Below are 15,212 nucleotides of genomic sequence, written 5' to 3'. Positions count from 1 at the left end.
ATGTCCAGTACCACTGTCGCCGAGTTCGCGAACGAGCTCAAGAAGACTCCCGAAACCTTGCTTGACCAGCTCAAGAGCGCAGGCGTGCCCAAAGCGGCACCCACCGATGCACTCACCGAGGCTGACAAGCAGCGCCTGCTCGGCTTTCTCAAAGCCAGCCACGGCACCGCCGAGCCCGAGCGCAAGAAGATCACGCTGACCAAGAAGTCGACCAGCGAGATCAAGCAGGCCGACGCCACCGGCCGCGCCCGCACCATCCAGGTCGAAGTGCGCAAGAAGCGCACTTTCATCCAGCGCGATGAAGGCCACCCGGCCGAGCCGGTGCAGCAAGCCGCCGAGGCGCCCGCCGCCGCGCCGGCCGAACCGCGCGTGGACGAGGCCGAACTGGCCCGCCGCGAGGAAGAGGCACGCCGCCAAGCCGAGCTGATCCGCCGCCAGGAAGAAGAACTGGTCGAGAAGCGCCGCCTCCGCGAAGAAGCCGAAGCCCGCGAACGCGAGCAGGCCGAAAAGGCCGAGCGCGCCGAGCAGGAGCAGGAAGCCGCACGCATCGCCGCCGAAAAGAAGGCTGCTGCCGAAGCCGCTGCCGTTGCGCCTGCCAAGGAAGCAGCCAAGCCGGTTGCAGCGCCTGCCGCAGCCGCTGCGGCCGCCGCCGAACAGCAAGCCGCCGATACCAAACTGGCCGCACAGACCGCCGCCACGCAAGCCAAGGAAGACGCGAAGGCCAAGGCCGCCGCCGAATCGAAGGCCCGTGCCGACGAGGAAGCCGCCCGCGCCAAGGACCTGGACGAGCGTCGCCGCAAGGCCCTCGCCGAGGCCGAAGCCATCCGGGCCATGATGAACGCACCGGCCCGCGTGCTGGTGCCGCACAAGGCGCCCGAGAAGCCGCAGCCCGAAAAGGCCGCGGTCAAGGGCACGCTGCACAAGCCAGCTACCCCCGCCGCGCGTCCTGGTGCGCCAGCCGCACCGGGTGCTGCTGCAGCCCCTGGCGCAGCAGCCGGTGCCGGCAAGGAAGTCAAGTCGGCCAAGCTTTCGTCGAGCTGGGCTGGTGATCCTGCCAAGAAGAAGGAAATCAAGACCCGCGGCGATGCCAGCGGTGGTGTCGGCCGCGGCAACTGGCGCGGAGGCCCGCGCGGCCGTCGCGGCAACGATCGCGGTGGTCACGAGGAACACGCACCGGCCGCACCGGTCGAGGCGCGCATCCTGGAAGTGCACGTGCCGGAAACCATCACGGTGGCCGAGCTCGCGCACAAGATGGCCGTGAAGGCCGGCGAAGTCATCAAGCAATTGATGAAGCTGGGCCAGATGGCGACCATCAACCAGTCGCTCGACCAGGACACGGCCATGATCCTGGTGGAGGAAATGGGTCACAACGCGGTGGTTGCCGCGCTGGACGATCCGGAAGCCTTCACCGACGAGGACGTGTCGGCGCAAACGGCGGAAGCCCTGCCGCGCGCACCGGTCGTGACCGTCATGGGTCACGTCGACCACGGCAAGACCTCGCTGCTCGACTACATCCGCCGCGCCAAGGTCGCTGCGGGCGAAGCCGGCGGCATCACGCAGCACATCGGTGCGTACCACGTCGAAACCGAACGCGGCATGGTGTCGTTCCTCGACACCCCGGGTCACGAGGCGTTCACCGCCATGCGTGCCCGCGGTGCGCAGGCCACCGACATCGTGATCCTGGTGGTGGCGGCCGACGACGGCGTCATGCCCCAGACCAAGGAAGCCATCAAGCACGCGAAGGCTGCTGGTGTGCCGATCGTGGTTGCGATCAACAAGGTGGACAAGCCCGACGCCAACCTGGACCGCGTCAAGCAGGAACTGGTGGCCGAAGAGGTCGTGCCTGAAGAGTACGGCGGCGACGTGCCGTTCGTGCCGGTGTCGGCCAAGACCGGCCAGGGCATCGACGACCTGCTCGAACAGGTGCTGCTGCAGGCCGAAGTGCTGGAACTCAAGGCGCCGGTGGATGCCGCCGCCAAGGGCCTGGTCATCGAAGCGCAGCTCGACAAGGGCCGCGGTCCGGTCGCGACCGTGCTGGTGCAGTCCGGCACGCTCAAGACCGGCGACGTGGTGCTGGCCGGCTCGACCTATGGCCGCGTGCGCGCCATGCTGGACGAAGACGGCAAGACCATCAAGACCGCGGGTCCGTCGATTCCGGTCGAGATCCAGGGCCTGACCGAAGTGCCGCAAGCGGGCGACGAGTTCATGGTGATGGCCGACGAGCGCCGTGCGCGCGAAATCGCCACTTACCGTGCCGGCAAGTTCCGCAACACGAAGCTGGCAAAGGCCCAGGCCGCGAACCTGCAGAACATGTTCACCGACCTGTCGGCGGGCGAAGTGCAGACGCTGCGGATCATCATCAAGGCCGACGTGCAGGGCTCGCAGGAAGCGCTGGCCCAGTCGCTGCTCAAGCTGGCGAACGAGGAAGTCAAGGTTCAGATGGTGTACGCCGGCGTCGGCGGCATCAGCGAAAGCGACATCAACCTCGCCATCGCCTCCAAGGCGATCGTGATCGGCTTCAACGTGCGTGCCGATTCCGGTGCGCGCAAGCTGGCCGAGAGCAACGGCGTGCAACTGAACTACTACAGCATCATTTACGACGCTGTGGACGAGATCAAGGTTGCGATGTCGGGCATGCTGGCTCCGGAGCGCCGCGAAGAGATCATCGGCTCGGCCGAGATCCGCACGGTGTTCGTGGCTTCGAAGATCGGTACGGTCGCAGGTTCGTACATCACCTCGGGCTCGGTCAACCGCAGTGCGCATTTCCGCCTGCTGCGCGACAACGTGGTGATCTACACCGGCGAAGTCGACTCGATCAAGCGCATGAAGGACGATGTCCGCGAAGTCCGCGAAGGTTTTGAGTGCGGTATCAAGCTCAAGAACTACAACGACATCAAAGAGGGCGATCAACTCGAATTCTTTGAAATCAAGGAAATCGCCCGGACGCTGTAAGCGTTCGATGCGACCGAGTCAATGCCCAAAAGAAAAGCAGCAGCCCCAAACCGCGCCTTCAAGGTCGCCGACCAGATCCAGCGGGATCTGACGGAGTTGATCGCGCGCGAGTTGAAGGACCCGCGCGTGGGCATGGTCACGATCCAGGCGGTCGAGGTCACGCCCGACTATGCGCACGCGAAGATCTACTTCAGCATGCTCACGGGCGACGTTGACGAGACCACCGCAGCGCTCAACCAGGCCGCGGGGTTCCTCCGCAACGGCCTGTTCAAGCGCCTCCATATCCACACCGTGCCGACGCTGCACTTCCTGTTCGACCGCACCACCGAGCGTGCGGCCGACATGAATGCGCTCATCGCGCAGGCTGTCGCTTCCCGTTCGAAAGACGAATAGCGATGAATGCGCCACGCACAAGGGTGCAGCGGCGCCCTGTGCATGGGGTGTTGTTGCTCGACAAACCGCTGGGACTCTCCAGCAACCAGGCCTTGCAGAAGGCCAAGTGGTTGCTGCGCGCCGAAAAGGCGGGCCATACCGGCACGCTCGATCCGCTGGCCACCGGCGTCCTGCCGCTGTGCTTTGGCGCAGCCACCAAGTTCAGCCAGCTGCACCTGGATGCGGACAAGACCTACGAAGCCACGGCACGCCTGGGCATCAAGACCTCGACCGGCGACGCCGAGGGCGAGGTGATTGCCGAGCGTCCGGTGCATGTCACTGCGGAAGACCTGGCCCGCGCCGAGGCGCAGTTCACCGGTCCGATCCGCCAGGTTCCGCCGATGCACAGCGCCCTCAAGAAGGACGGCAAGGCGCTCTACGAATATGCCCGTGAAGGCATCGAGATCGAACGCGCACCGCGCGACGTGGTGATCCACGCCTTGAAGATCACCCAGGCCGCTTCCGAATCGGCTGGCAACGCGATCCGCATCGTGGCCTCGGTGAGCAAGGGCACCTACATCCGCACACTGGGCGAAGACATCGGCGAGGCGCTGGGCTGTGGCGCGCACCTCACGTCGCTGCGCCGCACGGCCACCGGCGGTTTCGGCGTGGCGCAGTGCATCACGCTCGAAGCGCTCGAAGCCATGGACGAGGAAGAGCGGCTGGCCCGGTTGTTGCCTGCCGAATCCCTGGTCGAGGGCCACACGATCGTCATGCTCGGCAGCGAAGATGCGGGGCGCTTTTTGTCCGGCCTGCGCCGCCGTGGCTCCTGGTCTGACGCCGACCATGTGGCGGTGTTCGGCGACACGCCGCCTGCCTTCCTCGGTACGGCGCACATCGCCGCCAACGAACTGATCCCGGGGCGCTTGCTGAACCCCATCGAAATTCAGCAAATTCTTTTGAACGCACAACAGACAGAAGCGACACCATGAGTACCAAGCAAATCCGCAATATCGCCATCATTGCCCACGTGGACCATGGCAAGACCACCATGGTCGACCAGTTGCTGCGCCAGTCGGGCACCTTCGCCGATCACGAGAAGGTCGTCGACACGGTGATGGACAACAACGCCATCGAAAAGGAACGTGGCATCACGATCCTGGCCAAGAACTGCGCCGTGACCTGGGAAGGCACGCACATCAACATCGTCGACACCCCGGGCCACGCGGACTTCGGCGGTGAAGTGGAACGCGCGCTGTCGATGGTCGACGGCGTGGTGCTGCTGATCGACGCGCAGGAAGGCCCGATGCCGCAGACGCGCTTCGTGACCAAGAAGGCGCTGGCCCTGGGCCTGAAGCCCATCCTGGTCGTGAACAAGGTCGACAAGCCCGGCGCCAACCCCGACAAGGTGGTCAACGCCGCCTTTGACCTGTTCGACAAGCTCGGCGCGACCGACGAACAGCTCGACTTCCCCGTGGTGTACGCCTCGGGCATCAACGGTTGGTCGTCGCTCGAAGAAGGCGCTCCCGGCGAGCAGTGGGGCCCTGACATGTCGGCCCTGTTCAACACCATCCTGAAGCACGTGCCGGCACAGAAGGGCGACCCTGCAGCGCCGCTGCAACTGCAGATCTCCGCGCTCGACTTCTCGACCTTCGTCGGCCGCATCGGCGTGGGCCGCATCAGCCAGGGCACGCTGCGTCCGATGATGGACGTGGTGGTCATGGAAGGTCCGGACGGCAAGGCCGTCAAGGGCCGCGTCAACCAGGTGCTGACCTTCCAGGGCCTGGACCGTGTGCAGACCACCGAAGCCGGCCCGGGCGAGATCGTGCTGATCAACGGCATCACTGACATCGGCATCGGCGTGACCGTGACCGACCCCACCAATCCGGCGCCGCTGCCGATGCTCAAGGTCGACGAACCGACCCTGACCATGAACTTCTGCGTGAACACCAGCCCGCTGGCCGGCCGCGAAGGCAAGTTCGTCACCAGCCGCCAGATCTGGGACCGCCTGCAGAAGGAACTGCAGCACAACGTCGCGCTGCGCGTGAACGAGACCGACGAAGAAGGCATCTTCGAAGTGATGGGCCGCGGCGAACTGCACCTGACCATCCTGCTGGAAAACATGCGCCGCGAAGGCTATGAAATGGCCGTGTCGAAGCCGCGCGTGGTGTTCCGCACCGTCAACGGCGAAAAGCACGAACCCATCGAACTGGTGACCGCAGACATCGAGGACCAGCACCAGGGCGGCGTGATGCAGGCCCTGGGCGAGCGCAAGGGCGAGCTGGTCAACATGGAACCGGACGGCCGCGGCCGTGTGCGCCTGGAGTACCGCATTCCGGCGCGTGGCCTGATCGGCTTCACCAACGAATTCCTGAACCTGACGCGTGGCTCGGGCCTCATCAGCAACATCTTCGACAGCTACGAGCCGCACAAGGGCGACATCGGCAGCCGCAAGAACGGCGTGCTGATCTCGATGGACGACGGTGAAATCTTCACCTACGCCCTGGGCAAGCTGGACGACCGCGGCCGCATGTTCGTGCGCGCCAACGACCCGGTGTACGAAGGCATGATCGTGGGCATCCACAGCCGCGACAACGACCTGGTGGTGAACGCCACGCGCACCAAGCAGCTGACGAACTTCCGCGTCTCGGGCAAGGAAGACGCGATCAAGATCACGCCCCCGATCGACCTCACGCTCGAATACGGCGTGGAATTCATCGAGGACGACGAGCTGGTCGAAATCACGCCCAAGAGCGTGCGTCTTCGCAAGCGCTTCCTGAAGGAACACGAGCGCAAGCGCGCCGGCCGCGACACGTCGATGGGCTGACCGTCTGCGGGTTGCATGCGCCTGACGCACGGCGGGGCTGTGTGGCTGATGGTCGTCGTGACCCTGATGTGGGGCACGGCGGGCGTCGTCACACGGCACCTCGCAGAGGCGCACAGTTTCGAGATCACCTTCTGGCGCAGCCTCTTCACGACGCTGGCGCTGCTGGTGATCTTGCCGCTTTGGCGGGGGCGCGCCGCGTTCACGCAGTTGCGCAGCGGCGGGCGCGAACTCTGGATCTCGGGCGTCTGCTGGGCCGTGATGTTCACGGCCTTCATGGTGGCGCTCACGATGGCTTCGACGGCGAGCGTGCTGGTCACGATGTCGCTCGGGCCGCTGCTCACCGCGCTCGCGGCGCGCATCTTCATCGGCCACCGCCTTCCTGCCCGCACCTGGGCGGCCATCGTGGTGGCCGGGCTGGGCATTGGCTGGATGTACGGCACGCAGCTGATGCAGGGTGGGGCGGGCGGTAGTTCGCTGCTCGGCACCCTGGTCGCGCTGTGCGTGCCGTTGGCCGGCGCCACCAACTGGACGGTGGTTCAACATGCGCAGGCCAAGGGACATGACATCGACCTGGTGCCCGCCGTGCTGATCGGCGCGGTGCTCACCGCCTTGTTCACCTTGCCCTTTGCCTTGCCGTTCCAGGCGAGTGCGCACGACCTCGGCCTGCTGGCCTTCCTGGGCGTGTTCCAGCTGGCCATTCCCTGCGTGCTGTCGGTGCTCTGCGCGCAAGTGCTGAAGGCGCCTGAAGTGGCCTTGCTGGCGCTGCTCGAAGTGATCTTCGGCATCGCGCTGGCCTGGATCGGCGCGGACGAGGCGCCGGCGGCGAGCGTGTTGACCGGCGGTGCGCTCGTCATCGGCGCGCTGGTGTTCAACGAACTGCTGGCGCTGCGTGGGCGCCGCACGACGGTGGCCGACACCGCAGTGCCGGGCGCGCACTAGGCGCCCGAAGACCTACTCGGGCATCGCAACGGCGTCCGTCACGCCCAGGCCGATAAGTCGGGCCTCCGTCACTGCCCGGGTAAAGCGCTTCGCAAAATCGTCGCTCATGCGCCAGTTGCCGTTGTCCTGCACGAAGGTGAACTCGCCGATCAGCGGCAGCGACTGCGCACGACCGATGGTGGCCAGCAGGCTGTCGTTGTATTCGACGACCAACGGACAGACTCGGCTCACGCCGTCTTCATGCACGCGGCAGGGGCCGGTAGGTTCGAAATCGGCGATTTCGCGTTCGCGGTCGGCGTCGGTGACCACGAGGCCGGTGGTGGAACGCTGGCGGGCGCGCTGGCGTTCGAGCTGGCGCTGAAGCATCGCCGCGGCGGGCGAACTCGACTGCACGGCGGTCACGCCGTCACGGAAGGCCTTCTCCGCTGCCACGCGCCCGATAGGCTCGGCGTTGTAGAGCGGCTTGCCTTTGGCATCCAGATTGCCGAAGCGAGCCTCCACGATGACCGGGTCGGCACCGCGCACCATCATCTTGTCGTCGTCGGCAGAGGTCGGGCCGATCGTGTACGCGATCGACTTGGTCTCGTCGCCCCGGGCCATCGTCGCCATGCAACCTCGGATGCGCTCGTCCTTGCGGTAGCCGATTTCGCGCAGTCCGCTCAGGGTCGGGATGCCGACTTCGCGCAGGCCCTGGGTGCGCGCGTCGATCGATACGCGGAGCATCAGGCTCTCCAGCGTCTTGTGCGTGGTGTCGGCGTTGCAGGCCGGCACGCCTTCCGGCGCGAAGAAGTACCAGCCGAGGCCGCCCACGACCGCCAGCGTGACCAGTCGGGAGAGCCAGGCACCCCGGCGCCGCTTGCCTTGCGCGGCGGACCGCCACGCGCCGACTGCCTTTTCGTCGGCCGCGATCTCTTCTTGCGCCTCGGCCACGATGCGGGCCCGGTCCGCTGCCATGGCAAAGGCCGGCTCGGCCGCGACCTCGGCGCATGTGACCTCGAAAAGCTCCTTCTCGAGTGGCCCGTCGATCACCATCCAGGCCAGCGTGGCGGCCGGTGCGGCGGCCACGCTGCCGACCAGCGGCGTTTCTTCGAGGGCCATGTCCCGTGTCTCGGCATCGACGAGGCCGTCATTGAAGAGCGCGTTCACCGCTTCGTGCGTGATGCCGCGGTCGCCGAGCTCCACGAATTCCTCGGCGTCATAGGCGACCTCGGCCGCATCGTCGGCGGTGGCGACGGGCGGCGAAGCCTCCTCGAGCCGTTCGACGGCAGCGTCGATTTCTTCCTGGGTGACAAGGCCCTTCACGCACATCCAGGCCAGCGCGTGCGTAGGGCCGGGAATCGGCGGGAGTGTGGCGGTCTCGGGATGGGCGAGCACGGCGTCGTGCTGCGCGTCGGTGATCAGGCCGTAGGAGAGAAGGGCGAGGAACGCATCCGGATTCGCAGCTGCAGGATTCATGCGGCGATTCTGCCGTGGCGCAGGCGCCAATAAAAAAGGCCCCGGCGTGAGCCGGAGCCTTTGCGATCAGGTGACTGCCGTGCCGGTCAGGGGCGGGCGATCTTCCAGTTGCCGCCCACGCCGTCGCCGGTCTTGTCGCCCGGCTTGGCATCCTTGGCCCAGTAGTACAGCGGCCAGCCCTTGTAGGCCCATTGGCGCTTGGCGTCTTCGCGAATGATGATGGTGTAGCCGCCGATGGGCTTGGCGGTGTCGGCCACGGGGAGCGGCGGCCAGTTGGCTGCGCACTGGGCGTTGCAGACGGAGGTGCCGCTGCCGGCCGTGTCCTTGGTGAAGGTGTAGAGCGTCATGCCGTTCGGTCCGACCAGCACGCCGTCGGCGGTGCGGGTGGGCGTATCGGGGGCGCTGGCGGTCTTGTTGGACATGCCGCCGCAGCCGGCGAGCAGGGCCGCCGCGAGGATCGAGGCGCTGAGCAATTTCATGCAGTTTCTCCTTCGGTTGAAAAATCGCGAAAACAAACAAGGCAAGCGGGTTGTTGCGCGAGCCGGCAGTTTATGCCGGCCTCACGACAAATCGCGGTAGGCGAGGGTCGCGAGTTTCAGCAAAACATCACGCGGTAGCTTGCCGGCAACGGCATACCCGAAGCCCTGGTCGACCCAGTAGAAACTCGGCACCGGGCCTTCGGAGGCGAAGCGGAAGGCGGTTTCCTTCAGCGCGGCCGACGACGATCCCGCGGCCTGCGCGTCGAGGGTCCCGATGTAGAGCGTGATGCGCTCGCCCGCCGCGTCTTCGAACATGAACTGGGCGCGTGCGCCGGTTTCCCCAGGCAGCAGACGGCCGCCGACGAGCGTGTATCCCAGGGTGCTCAGGTCGGGCACCTTGAGCGGCCTGTCGAGGCGCTTCGAGAGCCATTGCACGAGGTGCTGCTGCTCGGAAGCGGCCACTTCGACCGGGTGTCTTTTCTCGGGCGCGTAGACGACATGGGCGATCGACGCGTCGTGCACGAACTCGCGCATCGCGGGCGCCTTGGCCAGCACGGCCGACGGGTTGCGCGATGCCGACCATTGCGCGTTGCCGAGCCAGCCCGCGGCAAACGCGACGAGCACACCGGCCGCCATGCCGCCCCAGCGCATCCAGCTGCTGCGCCGGGCCTGCCGGGGCAGGTTGCGGTCGAGTGCGCTCATCAGCGGCGCCGGAATGGGGGCGTCCAGCAGTTCGCCATGCAAGCGGCGCAGGGCATCGCGTTGCGTGTGCCAGGCCGCGACCTTCGCTGCCATGGCCGGGTCGCGCGCCAGAGCCTCCTCGACCGCGAGCCGGCGATCCGGGCCGAGCTGGCCGTCGACCAGCGCATGCAATTCGTCGTCGGTGACATCGATGGGGGGCGGGGCGGGGCGGTTCATGGTGCGGCGGCGGGTTTCACTTGAGGCGGCGGAGGCCCGGACGATGCGGGGCGGCGGCACCGTCGAGCAGTTCTTGCAGCCGCACGCGGGCGCGCGAGAGGCGCGACATCACGGTACCGGCGGGAATGCCCAGCACCTTCGCCACCTCGGCATAGGACATGTCTTCGAGCGTCACCAGCAGAAGCACGGCGCGCTGTTCCTCGGGCAATTGCAGCAGGCAGCGCTGCAGGTCGAGGCTCGCGCCCTGGTCGCGGCCCGGATCGATGCCACCATGCAACTCGTGCGTGGCATCGTCCAGCGGCACCACGCTGTGCGGCGGCGGCGTGCGCCGCACCTGGCTCGCGAAGATGTTGTGCATGACCGTGAAGAGCCATGCGCGCAGGTCGCTCCCCACCACCCAGAGCCGCCACTTGCTGCAGGCCCGCTCGAGGGTGTCCTGCACCAGGTCGTCGGCCGCCCACGTGTTGCCCGTGAGCGCGCGCGCATAGCGGCGCAGGCTCGGGATGTGGTCGACCAGCAGGCGGGCGTCCATGGGTGGGCCGGGAGCGGGGGCGGATCAGGGCTTGGCGGTCTTCCAGTTGCCGCCCACCCCGTCGCCGGTCTTGTCGCCCGGCTTGGTGTCCTTCACCCAGTAGTAGAGCGGCCAGCCCTTGGCAGCCCACTGCTTCTTGCCATCGTCGCGCGTGACGATGGTGAAGTCGCCGCTTGGCTTGTCGCTGTCGGCGGCCATGAAGGGCGGCCAGTTGGTGGCGCAGCCGCCATTGCAGACGGACTTGCCGTTGCCGGCGGTGTCTTTCTCGAAGGTGTAGAGCGTCATGCCGTTCGCGCCGACCAGCGCGCCATCGGCGGGTTTGGGTTGGGCGAATGCGGGGAGGGCGAGCAGGCTGCCGAGCAAGGCAGCGGCGATGCTGACGGAGGAAATGCGAGAAGCGCGGAATGGCGACATGGAAAGACTCCTGGGTTGGATGGCATCGGCAATCCGATGACACCGCACAAACGCCTGCAGAGCGCGTTTTATTCCATGCCGCGCAAAAAAAGAACGATCAGCGGCTGCGGCTCTTCATCGCGCGCTCGACCTCGCGCTTGCCTTCGCGGTCCTTGATGGTGTCGCGCTTGTCGTGCTCGGCCTTGCCCTTGGCCAGTGCGATGTCGCATTTGACCTTGCCCGCCTTCCAGTGCAGGTTGAGCGGCACCAGCGTGTAGCCCTTTTGCTCGACCTTGCCGACCAGCCGGCGGATTTCTTCCTTGTGCAGCAGCAGCTTCTTGGTGCGGATGGAGTCGGGGTTGACGTGCGTCGAAGCGCTCTTGAGCGGGTTGATCTGCAGGCCCACGACGTACAACTCGCCGTCGCGGATCACCACGTAGCCGTCGGTGAGCTGCACCTTGCCTTCGCGCAGCGACTTGACTTCCCAGCCTTCGAGCACCATGCCGGCCTCGAAGCGTTCTTCGAAGAAATAGTTGTACGCGGCCTTCTTGTTGTCGGCAATGCGGGAGGAGGTATCTTGTTTCTTTGTGGCCATGGCTCGGAAAGGTGGGGGCGCATGGCTTCAATACAATCCGTCGCGCACGCTGCACCGATTCTATGAAAACAGTCAACAAGTCCGTCCTCATCTGGTACAGCGCCGAAGAGATGTACGCGCTCGTCACCGATGTGGCGAAGTATCCGCAGTTCCTTCCGTGGTGCGACAAGGCCCGGATCATCGAAGAGGACGAAGCCGGCATGACCGCCGAAGTCGGCCTCTCCTTCGGCGGCTTTCACCAGAGCTTCACCACCCGCAACACGCATGTGCCGGGACGCGAGGTGCAGCTCAAGCTGGTCGACGGGCCGTTCTCCAACCTCGACGGCAACTGGAAGTTCGTGCCCGTGGGCGAAGCGGGCGAACGCGCCTGCCGCGTCGAGCTGCACATGAGCTACGGCTTCAGCAACTTCGCCCTGCAGGCGCTCGTGGGGCCGGTGTTCGACACCATCGCATCGAGCCTGGTCGAGGCTTTTGTCAAGCGTGCCGAGCAGGTCTACGGCACTCCCTGAATGATCGAGGTCACGCTGACTTGCTCGCCCGCGGCACGCGAGGTGTTCGAGCAGGTCCTGCAGCTCGAAGAAGGCATCGTCCTGAGCGACGCGGTGCAGGCGAGCGGATTGTCTCAGCGCTTCCCCGATCTCGATTGGCGGCATGCCATGACACCGGGTGTCTGGGGCCGGACGGTCGAGTGGAGCCAGGTGCTGAAAGACGGCGATCGCGTCGAACTGTGCCGGCCGCTCACGGTCGATCCGAAGGTGGCGCGCCGCGAGCGCTTCAAGCGCCAGGGCGCGCGGGGCACCGGCCTCTTCGCGAGCCAGCGCAAGGGCGGCAAGACCGGCTACTGAGGCAGCCGGTTCCGCCGGTCTTTTATTTGCAGTCGCTGTCGATGACCGACTGAATCCGCTTCTGCTCGGCCACGCGCGCGCTGTCGTCCATGATCTCGCGCTCGCCCTTGGCGTTCACCTTCGCAATGCGCATGCCGCTGTCGAGCGTGGATTTGCCTTCGCGGGCACGAGCGCAGTTGTCGGCCTTGGCCTTGGCGACCTTCGCCTCTTCGGCAGCGCGCTTGGCCTTCTCTTCAGCCTCGGCCTTCTTGGTCTTTTCCTCGAGCTCCTTGTCGACGCCGCTCGGCTTGGGCGCCGCGGCGCTTTCGCGCGCCTTGGGCGCTGCCGCCTCGGTGCCCTCGGTCGCCGGGGCGTCAATGCCAGTGGCCGGCCGCGGTGGCGGCGTACCCGAACGGCGCAGGATGTTCTTCTCGGGAACGTCGGGCGGCGGCGCCTGGTCGCTGAAGACCTTCTTGCCGTTCTTGTCGATCCATTGCCATTGCGCGCTCGCAGAGAGCGGCAGCGCCACGACACATCCCACCAGCAGCCAGTGCATGAATTTCATCCCCGAAGTTTAGCCTCGCCTTACTTCTTGCAACATCCTTGATGGGTGCTTTTGCAACGGTCCGAAAAAGCCCGGGCCGGCGAACGACTCGGGAGCCTCGTTACAATCCGTCTTTTGGAGCTTCACTCATGCGCCTTCTCGGCAAAGCGCTCACCTTCGACGACGTGTTGTTGGTGCCAGCGTTCTCCCAGGTCCTGCCCAAGGACACCTCCCTCGCCACCAAACTCTCCCGCAACATCACGCTGAACCTGCCGCTCGTCTCGGCGGCCATGGACACCGTGACAGAAGCCCGCCTCGCGATCGCCATCGCGCAGGAGGGCGGCATGGGAATCGTGCACAAGAACCTCACCGCGCAACAGCAGGCCGCCGAAGTGGCCCGCGTGAAGCGCTATGAATCGGGCGTGCTGCGCGACCCGGTGGTGATCACGCCGACGCACTCGGTGCGCCAGGTGATGGCGCTGTCCGACCAGCTCGGCATCTCCGGGTTTCCGGTGATCGACGGCGGCAAGGTGGTCGGCATCGTGACGGGGCGCGACCTGCGCTTCGAAACCCGCTACGACGTGCCCGTCAGCGAAATCATGACGCAGCGCGACAAGCTCATCACCGTGCCCGATGGCACCACGCTCGCCGATGCCAAGGCGCTGCTCAACAAGTACAAGCTCGAGCGCCTTCTGGTCATCAACAGCGACTGGGAGCTCAAGGGCCTCATCACCGTCAAGGACATCACCAAGCAGACCAGCTTCCCCAATGCCGCACGTGACCCGAGCGGGCGCCTGCGCGTAGGCGCGGCAGTCGGCGTGGGCGACGGCACCGAGGAGCGCGTCGAAGCGCTGGTGAAGGCCGGGGTCGATGCCATCGTGGTCGATACCGCCCACGGCCACAGCGCCGGCGTGATCGAGCGTGTGCGCTGGGTCAAGCGCAACTATCCGCAGGTCGACGTGATCGGCGGCAACATCGCCACCGGCGACGCAGCGCGTGCGCTGGCCGATGTCGGCGCCGACGCGGTCAAGGTCGGCATCGGCCCGGGCTCCATCTGCACCACCCGCATCGTGGCGGGCGTGGGCGTGCCGCAGATCATGGCGGTCGACAGCGTGGCCACCGCGCTGCAGGGCACGGGCGTTCCGCTGATCTCCGACGGCGGCGTGCGCTACTCGGGCGACATCGCCAAGGCCATCGCCGCCGGTGCGAGCACCGTGATGATGGGCAGCATGTTCGCCGGCACCGAAGAGGCCCCCGGCGAAATCGTGCTGTACCAGGGCCGCAGCTACAAGAGCTACCGCGGCATGGGCTCCATCGGCGCGATGCAGCAGGGCAGTGCCGACCGCTACTTCCAGGAATCGACCACCGGCAACCCCAACACCGACAAGCTCGTGCCCGAGGGCATCGAAGGCCGCGTGCCCTACAAGGGCTCGATCGTCTCCATCGTCTACCAGATGGCCGGCGGCGTGCGCGCCAGCATGGGCTACTGCGGCTGCGCCACCATCGCGGACATGCAGAACAAGGCCGAGTTCGTCGAGATCACGACCGCCGGCATCCGTGAGAGCCACGTGCACGACGTGCAGATCACCAAGGAAGCCCCGAACTACCGGGCTGAATAAGCCCAATCTGGCCAGACCTTGAAAGTCAGGCCAGATTCGGTTTAAAATTTGGGCCAGATTCAAATTTTCTGGCCCAAATGCAATCCATCGGCATCGCTGAAGCCAAGAACAACTTCTCGGCCCTGATCGACTCGGTCGAAAAGGGCGAGGAGGTTCGCATCACCCGCCACGGCAAAGAAGTGGTGCGCATGCTGCCGGTGCGCCGCAAGCCCGTCATCACCGACGAGCAGATCGAGCGCGAACTCGGCCAGATCGACGCGCTGCACGCCACCATCCAGCCGGGCCTTTCCATTCGCGCACTGCTCGACGAAGGGCGCCAATCGTGACAGCCTTCGTCATGGACGCTTCCGTCACCGCCGCCTGGCTCTTGCCCGACCAGGCCAGCGAACACACCCGCAAGCTCTACGCCGCCATCCGCCGCGACGAGGTCGAGCCGCAGGCGCCCAACGCCTGGCAATGGGAGTGCGCCAACATCCTTGCGAACGGCGTGCGCAGCGGCCGCATTCCGACGTCTGCTGTCGAGGGGCTGTGGAGCGTGCTCGACGCCATCCGCCATCGCGTCGAACTGCACGAACTCGCGCCCGCCCAGCACAAGGCCGTGCTCGCAGTGGCCATCGACGCCGGAATCTCGACCTACGACGCGGGCTACCTCTGGCTCGCCAAATCGCTCAATCTCCCGCTCGCCACCTTCGACGAGCACCTCATCCAGGCAGCGCCCAAGGCGGGCGTGAAGCTGTTCGACATTTCAACGCTCTGAGTCCTC

Annotated in this window: 17 protein-coding genes; 10 read left to right on the top strand and 7 right to left on the bottom strand. The window is 66.2% G+C overall.

Features of this window, described 5'->3' with window-relative positions; all coding sequences use genetic code 11:
- Genes infB through ACSFA7_RS07555 form a run of 5 tightly spaced genes read left to right on the top strand, consistent with a single transcriptional unit; the run spans position 1 to position 7,090 of the window.
- Positions 1–2,952 (top strand): translation initiation factor IF-2, encoded by a 2,952-nt coding sequence (infB, locus tag ACSFA7_RS07575; RefSeq protein ID WP_435498801.1) that lies wholly within the window; start codon positions 1–3, stop codon positions 2,950–2,952.
- 21 nt (positions 2,953–2,973) lie between these two features.
- Positions 2,974–3,345 carry a 30S ribosome-binding factor RbfA gene (rbfA, locus tag ACSFA7_RS07570; protein WP_042576812.1) on the top strand — a complete coding sequence of 124 codons (372 nt, stop codon included), beginning with the start codon at positions 2,974–2,976 and terminating at the stop codon, positions 3,343–3,345.
- Positions 3,346–3,347: 2 nt separating this feature from the next.
- The gene (gene truB / locus ACSFA7_RS07565; protein WP_435498800.1) at positions 3,348–4,316 is read left to right on the top strand and encodes a tRNA pseudouridine(55) synthase TruB; all 969 of its coding nucleotides are present in this window, start codon (positions 3,348–3,350) and stop codon (positions 4,314–4,316) included.
- The gene (typA, locus tag ACSFA7_RS07560; RefSeq protein WP_435498799.1) at positions 4,313–6,151 is read left to right on the top strand and encodes a translational GTPase TypA; all 1,839 of its coding nucleotides are present in this window, start codon (positions 4,313–4,315) and stop codon (positions 6,149–6,151) included. Before truB ends, typA begins: the two co-directional genes overlap by 4 nt.
- A gap of 15 nt (positions 6,152–6,166) precedes the next feature.
- Positions 6,167–7,090 carry a DMT family transporter gene (locus ACSFA7_RS07555; RefSeq protein WP_435498798.1) on the top strand — a complete coding sequence of 308 codons (924 nt, stop codon included), beginning with the start codon at positions 6,167–6,169 and terminating at the stop codon, positions 7,088–7,090.
- A gap of 12 nt (positions 7,091–7,102) precedes the next feature.
- Here the strand turns inward: ACSFA7_RS07555 and ACSFA7_RS07550 are convergent, their stop codons facing one another.
- The 6 genes from ACSFA7_RS07550 to smpB form a co-directional block, all read right to left on the bottom strand.
- The gene (locus tag ACSFA7_RS07550) at positions 7,103–8,545 is read right to left on the bottom strand and encodes a hypothetical protein (protein ID WP_435498797.1); all 1,443 of its coding nucleotides are present in this window, start codon (positions 8,543–8,545) and stop codon (positions 7,103–7,105) included.
- Positions 8,546–8,631: 86 nt separating this feature from the next.
- Positions 8,632–9,024 (bottom strand): COG4315 family predicted lipoprotein, encoded by a 393-nt coding sequence (locus ACSFA7_RS07545; RefSeq protein WP_206173501.1) that lies wholly within the window; start codon positions 9,022–9,024, stop codon positions 8,632–8,634.
- Positions 9,025–9,105: 81 nt separating this feature from the next.
- Positions 9,106–9,942: an anti-sigma factor family protein gene (locus ACSFA7_RS07540; protein WP_435498796.1), complete on the bottom strand. Its 837-nt coding sequence runs from the start codon at positions 9,940–9,942 to the stop codon at positions 9,106–9,108.
- Between the two features lie 16 nt (positions 9,943–9,958).
- The gene (locus ACSFA7_RS07535) at positions 9,959–10,474 is read right to left on the bottom strand and encodes a sigma-70 family RNA polymerase sigma factor (RefSeq protein WP_435498795.1); all 516 of its coding nucleotides are present in this window, start codon (positions 10,472–10,474) and stop codon (positions 9,959–9,961) included.
- 24 nt (positions 10,475–10,498) lie between these two features.
- Positions 10,499–10,888 carry a COG4315 family predicted lipoprotein gene (locus tag ACSFA7_RS07530; protein WP_435498794.1) on the bottom strand — a complete coding sequence of 130 codons (390 nt, stop codon included), beginning with the start codon at positions 10,886–10,888 and terminating at the stop codon, positions 10,499–10,501.
- Between the two features lie 97 nt (positions 10,889–10,985).
- The gene (gene smpB, locus ACSFA7_RS07525; protein WP_042576821.1) at positions 10,986–11,462 is read right to left on the bottom strand and encodes an SsrA-binding protein SmpB; all 477 of its coding nucleotides are present in this window, start codon (positions 11,460–11,462) and stop codon (positions 10,986–10,988) included.
- 62 nt (positions 11,463–11,524) lie between these two features.
- On the opposite strand from smpB, the gene ACSFA7_RS07520 reads away from it, so the two are divergent.
- Entirely contained in the window at positions 11,525–11,971 is a 447-nt protein-coding gene (locus ACSFA7_RS07520; RefSeq protein WP_435498793.1) for a type II toxin-antitoxin system RatA family toxin, read from the top strand.
- A complete protein-coding gene (locus ACSFA7_RS07515) occupies positions 11,972–12,307 on the top strand; it encodes an RnfH family protein (RefSeq protein ID WP_435498792.1) in 336 nt (111 codons plus the stop codon).
- A 22-nt stretch (positions 12,308–12,329) separates the two neighbouring features.
- Here the strand turns inward: ACSFA7_RS07515 and ACSFA7_RS07510 are convergent, their stop codons facing one another.
- A complete protein-coding gene (locus tag ACSFA7_RS07510) occupies positions 12,330–12,851 on the bottom strand; it encodes a DUF4124 domain-containing protein (protein ID WP_435498791.1) in 522 nt (173 codons plus the stop codon).
- Positions 12,852–12,979: 128 nt separating this feature from the next.
- Here ACSFA7_RS07510 and guaB point away from each other — a divergent pair, with 128 nt between their 5' ends.
- The 3 genes from guaB to ACSFA7_RS07495 all read left to right on the top strand — a co-directional run bounded on the left by guaB (position 12,980) and on the right by ACSFA7_RS07495 (position 15,206).
- Positions 12,980–14,449 (top strand): IMP dehydrogenase, encoded by a 1,470-nt coding sequence (gene guaB, locus ACSFA7_RS07505; protein WP_435498790.1) that lies wholly within the window; start codon positions 12,980–12,982, stop codon positions 14,447–14,449.
- 77 nt (positions 14,450–14,526) lie between these two features.
- Positions 14,527–14,775, top strand: a complete 249-nt coding sequence (locus ACSFA7_RS07500) for a type II toxin-antitoxin system Phd/YefM family antitoxin (protein WP_435498789.1) — start codon at positions 14,527–14,529, stop codon at positions 14,773–14,775.
- 11 nt (positions 14,776–14,786) lie between these two features.
- Positions 14,787–15,206 carry a type II toxin-antitoxin system VapC family toxin gene (locus ACSFA7_RS07495; RefSeq protein ID WP_435498788.1) on the top strand — a complete coding sequence of 140 codons (420 nt, stop codon included), beginning with the start codon at positions 14,787–14,789 and terminating at the stop codon, positions 15,204–15,206.
- Positions 15,207–15,212: the final 6 nt, after the last annotated feature.

The organism is Variovorax trehalosi (assembly GCF_051216415.1).
Classification (GTDB): Bacteria; Pseudomonadota; Gammaproteobacteria; order Burkholderiales; family Burkholderiaceae_C; genus Variovorax.
The sequence above is the reverse complement of the archived record's forward strand: the minus strand, read 5'-3'. Positions and strand labels throughout refer to the sequence as shown.

What these genes read in the sequence shown, in the direction of transcription:
- infB (WP_435498801.1), top strand. Translation starts at nt 1, where the DNA reads ATGTCCAGTACCACTGTCGCCGAGTTCGCGAACGAGCTCAAGAAGACT.
- rbfA (WP_042576812.1), top strand. Translation starts at nt 2,974, where the DNA reads ATGCCCAAAAGAAAAGCAGCAGCCCCAAACCGCGCCTTCAAGGTCGCC.
- truB (WP_435498800.1), top strand. Translation starts at nt 3,348, where the DNA reads ATGAATGCGCCACGCACAAGGGTGCAGCGGCGCCCTGTGCATGGGGTG.
- typA (WP_435498799.1), top strand. Translation starts at nt 4,313, where the DNA reads ATGAGTACCAAGCAAATCCGCAATATCGCCATCATTGCCCACGTGGAC.
- ACSFA7_RS07555 (WP_435498798.1), top strand. Translation starts at nt 6,167, where the DNA reads ATGCGCCTGACGCACGGCGGGGCTGTGTGGCTGATGGTCGTCGTGACC.
- ACSFA7_RS07550 (WP_435498797.1), bottom strand. Translation starts at nt 8,545, where the DNA reads ATGAATCCTGCAGCTGCGAATCCGGATGCGTTCCTCGCCCTTCTCTCC.
- ACSFA7_RS07545 (WP_206173501.1), bottom strand. Translation starts at nt 9,024, where the DNA reads ATGAAATTGCTCAGCGCCTCGATCCTCGCGGCGGCCCTGCTCGCCGGC.
- ACSFA7_RS07540 (WP_435498796.1), bottom strand. Translation starts at nt 9,942, where the DNA reads ATGAACCGCCCCGCCCCGCCCCCCATCGATGTCACCGACGACGAATTG.
- ACSFA7_RS07535 (WP_435498795.1), bottom strand. Translation starts at nt 10,474, where the DNA reads ATGGACGCCCGCCTGCTGGTCGACCACATCCCGAGCCTGCGCCGCTAT.
- ACSFA7_RS07530 (WP_435498794.1), bottom strand. Translation starts at nt 10,888, where the DNA reads ATGTCGCCATTCCGCGCTTCTCGCATTTCCTCCGTCAGCATCGCCGCT.
- smpB (WP_042576821.1), bottom strand. Translation starts at nt 11,462, where the DNA reads ATGGCCACAAAGAAACAAGATACCTCCTCCCGCATTGCCGACAACAAG.
- ACSFA7_RS07520 (WP_435498793.1), top strand. Translation starts at nt 11,525, where the DNA reads ATGAAAACAGTCAACAAGTCCGTCCTCATCTGGTACAGCGCCGAAGAG.
- ACSFA7_RS07515 (WP_435498792.1), top strand. Translation starts at nt 11,972, where the DNA reads ATGATCGAGGTCACGCTGACTTGCTCGCCCGCGGCACGCGAGGTGTTC.
- ACSFA7_RS07510 (WP_435498791.1), bottom strand. Translation starts at nt 12,851, where the DNA reads ATGAAATTCATGCACTGGCTGCTGGTGGGATGTGTCGTGGCGCTGCCG.
- guaB (WP_435498790.1), top strand. Translation starts at nt 12,980, where the DNA reads ATGCGCCTTCTCGGCAAAGCGCTCACCTTCGACGACGTGTTGTTGGTG.
- ACSFA7_RS07500 (WP_435498789.1), top strand. Translation starts at nt 14,527, where the DNA reads ATGCAATCCATCGGCATCGCTGAAGCCAAGAACAACTTCTCGGCCCTG.
- ACSFA7_RS07495 (WP_435498788.1), top strand. Translation starts at nt 14,787, where the DNA reads ATGGACGCTTCCGTCACCGCCGCCTGGCTCTTGCCCGACCAGGCCAGC.